General features: G+C 38.1%; 6 protein-coding genes and 1 pseudogene. All 7 read right to left on the bottom strand.

The genetic code is table 11. The annotated features are described in order from the left end of the window. Nucleotides 1–21 precede the first annotated feature (21 nt). Complete coding sequence (gene tssH, locus KSO91_RS14200) at nt 22–2,628, bottom strand: type VI secretion system ATPase TssH (protein WP_238743693.1); 2,607 nt, start codon at nt 2,626–2,628, stop codon at nt 22–24. Between the two features lie 33 nt (nt 2,629–2,661). Further along, the gene (tssG, locus tag KSO91_RS14195) at nt 2,662–3,648 is read right to left on the bottom strand and encodes a type VI secretion system baseplate subunit TssG (RefSeq protein WP_238743692.1); all 987 of its coding nucleotides are present in this window, start codon (nt 3,646–3,648) and stop codon (nt 2,662–2,664) included. After that, on the bottom strand, nt 3,645–5,477 hold the full coding sequence (tssF, locus tag KSO91_RS14190) for a type VI secretion system baseplate subunit TssF (RefSeq protein WP_238743691.1): 1,833 nt from the start codon (nt 5,475–5,477) through the stop codon (nt 3,645–3,647). Before tssF ends, tssG begins: the two co-directional genes overlap by 4 nt. Next, nucleotides 5,477–5,965, bottom strand: coding sequence for a type VI secretion system baseplate subunit TssE (tssE, locus tag KSO91_RS14185; protein ID WP_238743690.1), 489 nt, complete (start codon nt 5,963–5,965; stop codon nt 5,477–5,479). The genes tssF and tssE overlap by 1 nt, the downstream gene beginning before the upstream one ends. A gap of 18 nt (nt 5,966–5,983) precedes the next feature. Further along, nucleotides 5,984–6,772 carry a type VI secretion system accessory protein TagJ gene (locus KSO91_RS14180; protein WP_238743689.1) on the bottom strand — a complete coding sequence of 263 codons (789 nt, stop codon included), beginning with the start codon at nt 6,770–6,772 and terminating at the stop codon, nt 5,984–5,986. A 10-nt stretch (nt 6,773–6,782) separates the two neighbouring features. Beyond that, nucleotides 6,783–8,318, bottom strand: coding sequence for a type VI secretion system contractile sheath large subunit (gene tssC / locus KSO91_RS14175; RefSeq protein ID WP_338049779.1), 1,536 nt, complete (start codon nt 8,316–8,318; stop codon nt 6,783–6,785). Nucleotides 8,319–8,516: 198 nt separating this feature from the next. After that, nucleotides 8,517–9,668 (bottom strand): annotated as a pseudogene (gene tssC, locus KSO91_RS14170) (type VI secretion system contractile sheath large subunit); the annotation flags it as partial. Between the last annotated feature and the right edge of the window lie 128 nt (nt 9,669–9,796).

Below are 9,796 nucleotides of genomic sequence, written 5' to 3'. Positions count from 1 at the left end.
GATCGAGTACAGAGGAAATTATTACAACTTATAAGTAAACTCTTCTTTTTTAACATCCACTTTTACAGCGCTCGGTTTTTTATCATCAGCCAATTTTTTTAGTATTTTGACGGAAAGATCGGGTAACATTGATTTTTGTAAAATATTGTGAATATTACGCGCACCGGATCCCGCGTCATTACACATTGACACGATTTTTTCAACTACTTGTGAGCTATGAGTGAACTTGGCTTGGTAATTTTTTTGAAAGCGAACACCAATACGTGCAAGTTGCAGCTTGGTGATTTCGGTTAACATTTCATTATTAAGTGGTACAAATGGTACAACATTGATACGGCCTAAGAATGCAGGTTTAAACGCATCTAATAGATCATTCTGCAATGCTTTCTGCAAACCTGCAATTGAAGGTGCTGTGGCTTCATCTGCAAATAGATCCATTGTTGTATCAGTACCTACATTAGAAGTCATAATGATAATAGTGTTTTTAAAATCAATATCACGACCTTCTCCATCTTTGATCGTGCCTTTATCAAATACCTGATAAAACACATCCTGTACACCTGGATGTGCTTTTTCCATCTCATCTAATAAAATAACACTATAAGGTTTACGACGAACAGCTTCCGTTAATACGCCTCCTTCGCCATATCCGACGTAACCTGGAGGAGCACCAACCAGCATTGACACTTTATGCTCTTCTTTAAACTCCGACATATTGATAACAGTGACATTTTCATCACTACCATATACTTGTTCTGCTAATGCTAACGCTGTTTCTGTTTTACCGACACCACTTGGTCCTGTTAATAAAAATACGCCAATAGGCCGTGTTTCATCACCTAATTGGGCTCGTGAGGTTTGTACCGTTTTTGCCATAATATCAAGTGCATGATCTTGGCCTATAATTCGTTTACTCATACTCTCTTTTAACGATAATATATTATTGATCTCGTCGCTTTTCATTTTACCAACAGGGATCCCAGTCCAGTCGGAAATGACTTCAGCTACAAGCTGTTCATCAACCTGCCAGTGCACCATCGGGCTATTATTTTTAGCTAATTCATCCTTTAGTTCTGTCAATTCAACAAGTTTTTGTGCTTGCTCCTGTACCTCGTCCTGTTGTAACGCATGAACCAAGAGCGATACCTGCTTAACCAGAGCAATCTCTTTTTGCCATTGATCAATCAACGGCAAGAGATCTTTTTGCGTTTGCTTTAATTCTTTGTTTAATTCAAGTAGCAACTTCTTATGACAAACACCTGTTTTTTCTTCATTGGTTAATAGCTTAATTTGCACAATAAGCTGCTGCTCTTTACGCTGTAAAGCCTCTACTGCACCGGGAGTTGATGCTTGGCTCATTGCAACACGCGCACAAGCGGTATCTAATAAGCTCACCGATTTATCGGGTAGTTGACGTCCATTAATATAACGGCTTGATAATGTAACTGAGGACTGTAACGCTTTATCAGAAATTAAGACATTATGGTGATTTGCCATAATAGGCAATAATCCGCGCATCATGATCACTGCACTTTCTTCACTTGGCTCTTCAATTTTAACAACCTGAAAACGGCGTGCTAATGCGGCATCTTTTTCGAAGAATTTTTTATATTCAGCCCAAGTCGTTGCTGCGATAGTGCGTAACTCACCTCGAGCTAGTGCAGGTTTTAATAAGTTTGCAGCATCGTTTTGCCCCGCCTGCCCGCCACTGCCGATCATAGTATGTGCCTCATCAATGAAAAGAATAACGGGGTTAGGCGATCCTTTAACTTCAGCTATTAATGCTTTTAAGCGGTTTTCAAACTCACCTTTCATGCCAGCTCCGGCCTGCAATAAAGCCAAATCTAAAACACGAATAGAGACATTTTGTAATGCCATAGGTACATCTTTTTGAGCGATGCGTAATGCTAAGCCTTCAACAACAGCGGTTTTACCCACGCCCGCTTCCCCTGTTAAAATAGGGTTGTTTTGACGACGGCGAGTTAAAATGTCGATCATCTGACGAATTTCATTATCTCGTTCTAATATCGGATCTAATTTATTGGCTTTCGCTTGCGCAGTTAAATCCTGAGTAAACTGATCCAAACTTGGCGTTTTACTTATCCCTGCACCACCAGTACTAACAGGCGAAATAGCAGCAGTTCCTGCCGTTTCCGTTGACTGTGCAGCCAGCTGAGTCCATGAATGCAATAATTGAGCAGGATCGACTTTCAACAACTGCTTAGCAGAGCGTGAAATAAGCGCACACAATGAATCATCTTTTAGCAACGTGTAAATAATATAGGCAGAGCGAATTTGTGAGTCGTTAAATTCAATCGTTGTGTTTAACCATGTTTGGCGTAATAAATTAACAATATGAGGAGATAAGCTGGGTGCCGCACTATTACCTGTTTTTAATTTTTCTAAGCCCATCCGTAATTCAGAAAGTAATTGATCTTTGTCAAATGCGAAACTCGCTGTAATAAGTTGCAAATCACCGACTTCTTTTTCAAGCATTGCCTGTAACCAATGCTCAATCTCAACAGTAAACTGACTGCGACTGTGGCAGATAGAAGCTGCGTTTTCGAGTGTTTCCCGGCATGCAGGGTTTAGCTTTTCAACTAACTTATTTAAAGTCATCGCTGACATATTTTTGTCCTTTAATTATATTTAATTGATGAGTTATAACAATATGCTGATATTATTTTTTAAGATTGATTTCCGACTGGCAAGTCCACATCCCATTCCTAAAGGCAACGTTTTTTTAGACAAACTGGCGACAGGAATTTGTCCGACTAAGACTTTAAGTTGAATCTTATGCTGTATTGATTTTCCAACGTATTGTGAAATGATTTTATTAATACCTCGGTAAGTTCTACCTCCGTGTAGAATGTCATTAATTTTGCAATCCGCTTCAGGCTTAATGACAATATTGATTGCTGAATTAATATCCCAGACTTTCTGTCCAATACTCGCATCTACCCCAAGACAAGAAAATTTTCCTTCTGGTCGTGAACGTTGGCCTAATTGAGTTTGCTCTGATTTTGCTAACGATTGCCACTTCCCCTGAAATTGTTCAATGTCAATTTCGCAGCCCGTAAAATCACTTAACATTTGCTTTAGGCCTGCAACATTCCGTACTTTACGGTTAAAAATTCCCGCGTAATATTTACCAAAACTATTTGTTACGCCTGTTAATTCATTTAATACCCCTGAGAAGGCATCAAGATGATCTTCACAGTTATTTTCAAAACCGATTGGAAAACGATATTTTTCCCAAGCCCGATAATATAACGATAACAAGCGATGATTGAACAGATCGAAAAAATCACGCATGCCAGTATCTTTATACTTCAAACGTTCCAAAACAAGCTCAGTATAATGCTGTGGTAAAGCACCATTTGTTCCCGTCACCCCCATAAATGAAACATGCATATCAAGTACCGAGAGAAGCTGCGAGGAAGTCTGTTGCACAACCTTACTCACAGACGCCCCTGGAAAACCTAAATGCTGATCTGATTTAAAGCGGATCAATTCATTTTTAGGAAGACTGTCATGGCCCACTTTTCTTTGCTGTTCCTTACCCGCCGCTAACTGTCGCTCGATTGTATAAACAGCTTGATAAAAATCATATTCACTAGGGCTTTCAATTAATGTTGCGACACTCATAACAATTCGATGCTTCCTGCACGGCTTGGCCATTGATGGTATACATTGTCCTGACCATTAAATTTAATACTTAAACGAGTAAAGCTATTGATAGATGCAAATTGCGAAAAGAAATAATCTAAAATAGCAGAGAAGAAAAATACTCCACTACCCGCAAAATTATCAGTGGCGAAAGTTAATTCGATTTCAGTTCCGTTACAAAAACATATTCGTCCTTTTTGATTTACTCGTGCTGTCGCACTTTGTAGTTTAATTCCGACTATATTTTCTATTAGCGTTTTATTTTCAGGTGAGCTTTTAAAATCATATAACTTTAATGTATCTTTTAATGTTTTAATGGCTGACTCACCACTAAAGTGATCTAATGATAAATGGCTAATCAGTTGCCAACGCGTGGCATCACCCAATGCTGCACGAACAGGGGTGGTTGGTGCCAGTAAACATTTGACTTGCTTAATGATATCGGCATGATCGGATACCAACATTTTGGCTTGATCACTTCCAAAAGGAAGGTGAATTGGTAAATTACGGTTACTACACAATGCGGAAATACGTAATACCCAAGTATTGTATTCATCCGTACAACTAAAGCCTTTAAACTGGTGATCAACTAATGAAAGATATAACTCAGAACCATTTTCAGCACTACCGCCAGCCCAACTTGAAGATTCTCGCCTGCCATGCCAGAACATTCGATCTTGATCTGTATAAGCGGGATGCGTTTCCGCGTAAAATGGTGTTACCTTAAGCATATTTTGCTTTTGATCGTAAGCTTCAACGTTTTGAATTTGGATGATTTCCGATACATCTGCATCCATATATTTTGCAGCTAATTTATATTCATACTGAGATGCTTCAATATGAACAGGCTCTAGTTCTTGCTTAAATAAATTAATTATCGGTGTGCAACCCATTAAAAAGTTATTTAAAGTTACCTGTTTTTCAAGATCATCTGATATTTGGTCGATATAAATATAAAGATCAAACTTATTATCAATATTAGGCCAATTAGTATTGAGTTTATTTAATTCAAAAAACATGAATTTTTCAGGAAATATAAAATTTTCAATGAGAGTTCGATAAGCAGAAAAAGAGCGTTTACTATAAGGTACAACTTGTTGTTCTTCTTCAAAACCAAGTGCTTTAATATGCCTCGATTCCAAATATTGTGCTCCCGTAAAATCTCCTGGTCTACTTATTGCCATGCCAATGCAATGAGCAGACAAAAGTTCATAGAGAAGAAATGACTGCTGTGGTTGTCCGTGTAAATAAAAACGAAGGTTATCGACTGCAAGGTTGGCCATACTAACTTCTTCAAAATCCGTACAAAAACTTAATTTGATAATTGATTTTGTAGGTGTCTGCCAAATAGGTTGCGGGGCACTGAATGGAGCGTTTTGAAATTTAGCATCTGTAATCTCCAACGGCCACAGCGTTGTCTCATAGCAGGTTTGAAAATAACAAGGTTTAATTCCTTCAACCTGAGTTTCGACCTTAGCGCCTCGCGGTAATACAAGCCCACTAGTGGATACATTTTCGGTAACCATTTTGATCACCGACATTGATGGAATTGGAGCTTGATAATCGGGGTATAATTGTCCTAACAATGCATCGGTTAATTCAGGAAAACTATCATCTAATTTTTGTCTCACCTGAGCGGTAAGCAATGAAAAAGCTTCAATTAATCGCGATACATGGGGATCCTCAACATGCTCTTCGCTTAATTTTAAGCGGCCTGCTAATTTTGGATAATTTTCAGCAAACTCAGCCCCCATATTGCGAATGAAAGCCAATTCTTTATTGTAATATCTTAGCAACTCATCATTCATTATGCGCACTCCATCACTTTCATACTTAAATGAACCGGTTCAACTTCCGAATCAAAACTTATGTACTCCGGATCAGGATCGGCATAGAGAAGTGCATTGATGCGTAATTTTAAAATTCGATCAAGGCACTGCTCATTATCGACAGTCTCTACATCAACCTCAATAAATCGAGGTTCAAAACGTCTGATTGACTCAGCAACCTTTTCACATAACGTTTTCCGCCCTTCCAAACTGCCAATAGCAACACTAGAAAAATCAGATAATCCGTAATTAACTAATGAGTCATTTAACTCTGTGTAACATTCAGGCCATGTGCTCCACTGCACTTTTGCGTTCAATAAATTTTCAATATCACGGGCAACATTACGCCGTAACTGCGCAAGGTTAATTCCTCGGTAATGTTCTTCTGAGGCCTTTTCATTTGGCGCATCATCTATCAATTTATCAAGCAGTGAAGCATTGATTCTAGTTTGCTTAGAAACTTTCATTCGCTCAGTCCGATCTTATTAATAGTTATCTGATGTAAGACGTTTGAACTCCGAAAAAGTGACGGCGCTATCATCTACCAACCACATTTTTTGCCCTTTACCGACCATCATATCGGTAGAAATCTCTTTCCAATCGGTTTCACGACCCAATTTTTCTGCATCCGTTTCACTTTGAACATAAACAAGCGGAACATGCGCTTCGCCAGAAGGACCCTCTTTAATGCTTAAATCAACACGACGCCAAACTTGCTCAATGATTGATACTGGTGGTTTAAATGAGATAACCTCAATTTCAGATAACTCCGCGAGGTAAAACTTACCGTCTGTACCAAAAATTTCAACAAAACCACCTAAGGTGTCATCAAGATCACGTAATTCTGTCACGGCTGAATTATCAAGTTTCATGGTCAGTGCGGGTCTAATTTTTTCAAGGTTCTCGGCACTTGCACGAATTGAATCCCGATCACCATTATGAAGTTCAACATTGAGTTGAATTAAGGCTTCACTGTGTTCATTTGTACCGCTAAACAATTCAGGAACAGAAATCCCATTGGAAAAATCTTTTCTTGCTTGCTCCGCACGGATTAATTGACGTAAGTTCGTAGCCCCGATTAAAAATTCAGGATGTTTTTGCACCATAATATTTAATTGTTTATCAGCGCGATCTAACTCGCCTTTAACACACAACAACTCAATTAACGTACTACGAAAGTCAATATTAAGGGGATCTTCTTTTAGTTCGCTTTCTAACCATTGAATAGCTTCTGTTAGTTTTCCCATTTGTAACATTTCTTTAATTTTTTTCATTTCCATTCCATTATTGTTGAGGTGTTAATTCAGTAACCAATTTTATGCTTGAAACCATTTGATCCATTTGAAAGTGTGGCTGTAATTGCATAACTGAGTAATAACAGCCCGGCTTACCAACCATCTCTTTTATCTTTACTTGCGCGCTATATAATGGGTATTTACTTCTTATTTCTTCTGAAGAAGAATCCCCCCCCGCAGTATACTGATGCAACCATTTCTGCAATTCACGTTCACAGAGTTCTGCTGAGCTATAAGTGCCTAATTTCTCTCTTCCTAATAATTTCAAGTAATGCGCAAACCTTGAAACACAAAAAGTGTACTGCAACATTGAAGATAATTTCGCATTAACAGTCGCCTCTAAAGAGTCAAATCCTCCTGGGTTTTGTACTGATGCATTACTAAAAAACACTAAGTGTTCACAGCCCACTATTGGTGAAATTGGGATAAAACCATTATCTGCTAATATTTTTTCAGCTCGGTCTCCCACTTGTAAATTCACAGATGGTTTACAACTTTTTTGATATTTATCGGTTTCAAATTGTGAGACTGGTAGATCACAAACTAGACCTTTTTTTCTATAACCTGGTTGCATGCCTCTAATTTGACCAAACCAACCTGATTCAACGAATGCTCGCAGCAATACACCAGAAAAGGCATAAGCCGCATTTCCCCATAACTGATCTACTTGAGGATTTTTGATAATCTCTTTAAATTTAAATGCTTCACTTCTTGAACCATCTGCTTTATAAGGTGCACGCATCAAGATATTAGGTAATGTAATTCCTAGAAATCTAGACTCATCCATATCACGCAAAGATCGCCATTTTACATATTCAGGTTGGTCAAAATTCTTTGACCAATTTATATAGGATCCCAGCTCTGAAAAATCATCAACAGCAAATAACGAAGGGTGTGCTGAAGTAATAAAAGGGGCAAAAGAAGCAGATGCTACCCGGGCAACATCTTTTAATGTGTCGATATCATTGCTACTAAAACCTTTTTTATGTTTATGTGAAATTTGATAATCACCAATAATCACTCCAAAAGGTTCACCACCAGACATATCATATTCGTTGCTATAGATAAGCTTATAAAATTCACTTTGGTCAAATTCAATTGATTTATCGAAATCTTTACATAGCGTTTGCCAGCTACAATCCAAGACTTTTATTTTTATTTTTTCTTCTTTATCTTGTAATTCTTTTTGATCAATTAAATACAACAATCCTCGCCAACTGGCTTCTAATGCTTGAAATTGATTATGGTGTAAAATTATGTTGATCTGTTTTTCAATCATCAAATCTAATTCACTGACTGTTTTTAACAATAAGGACAGTAAGTTCTTTTTATTGATTTCATTAAGCGAGAATGAGGAATGCTCAATCCATAACAAAATGGATTTAGCATCATTTCGTTCCCTTAAAAAACGACGTATAACCGACCGATTACTCAGTGATTTTTTAGCTAAATATATAGAGGATTTAGCACATTTGTCTTGAACAAATTCTGAATTACTCTCTATAAATGAAACATTGCTTAACACCGTCAATTTAATATCCGTTTTATATATAAACCAATCTACCTGACATTTTTGACCAGCAATTCCGAAGATAGTCTTATTCGATGTATGAAATTGATAAAACGATTGTTTTAATTCAATACGTCAAACACAGAGAAGACACCTCCGAAACCGCATCTAAAATGGCGCTAAACGCTTAAGTTACAAGCGCTTACCTTTGTATTAACCAATAGATGGAATTTTGGCAACTAGTCGCAAAGATGAAGTTAACTCTTCCATTTGTAACCAAGGTTTTAACCAAGCAACTGCATTATAAGAACCCGGTTGGCCAGGGATTTCTTTGACTTGTACTTTGGCATCCGCTAGCGGATATTTTGCACGTATATCTTGACCACCGCCTTCAGCCGCATTAACGTAAGAAAGGATCCAACGGTTCAGCCAAGATTCAACATCTTCAGCTTCCATAAAAGAACCGATCTTGTCACGAGCCATTACTTTTAAGTAATGAGCAAACCGAGATGTTGCCATCATATAGGGTAAGCGAGCAGAAATTGCAGCGTTTGCAGTCGCATCAGGGTTATCATAAACTTTTGATTGTTGACAAGTTTGCCCACCAAAAAAGACCGCATAATCCGTGTTTTTGTAGTGGCATAAGGGTAAGAAACCTAATTTGCTTAGCTCGGCTTCACGACGATCTGTAATACCTATTTCCGTCGGGCATTTTAGATCTGGATCGCCATCATCACTGGTGAATATATGTGTTGGTAAACCTTCAACTTTACCCCCACCTTCTGCACCTCGAATAGCGGTACAAAATCCGTACGAGGCAAATGCTTTCGCCATATTCGTAGCCATCGGATATGCAGCGTTCATCCAGCAGTAGTCTGAGGAGGCTGTTGTTGTTGAGCGCATACCTCGTTCATCAAGGGTAAATTCTTCATAGCTAAATTCTTCAACTGGTTTTGTTGCTTCACCATAAGGCAAGCGTGCTAATACTCTTGGCATTGTTAATGTCACAAAGCGAGAATCATCACTATCACGAAACGCATTCCATTTTGTGTATTCTAATGATTCAAATACTTTTTCTAAATCACGTGGTTTAGTTAACTCAGACCAATCTTCAAAACCAAATAATGACGGATCAGATGCCGAAATAAAGGGGCAAAATCCAGCAGCAGCAACATTTGACATCAATGATAATGTTTCAATGTCGACAGGATGATTTGAAAATTCATAATCACCTACTAAAGCGCCGTAAGGTTCCCCACCTGGAGTACCAAATTCAGCTTCATAAATATTTTTAAATGTCTGACTCTGGTCAAATTCGACAGCCTTACTTAAATCTTTATGTAACTCTTTTTTACTCATACTCATGCGGTCGCTGTCAAGATAGTTGCAATGATTGACTGTGATTATGCAGCTAGTTTTGCTTCTTCTTCTGAGGGTTTGTTAATGTAAACATCACCTACAGGATCGCAGTTCCTTGTTTTACCTGACCAACG

The sequence above is a fragment of the Psychromonas antarctica genome (genome assembly GCF_022267535.1).
Lineage (GTDB): Bacteria > Pseudomonadota > Gammaproteobacteria > Enterobacterales > Psychromonadaceae > Psychromonas > Psychromonas antarctica.
The sequence above is the reverse complement of the archived record's forward strand: the minus strand, read 5'-3'. Positions and strand labels throughout refer to the sequence as shown.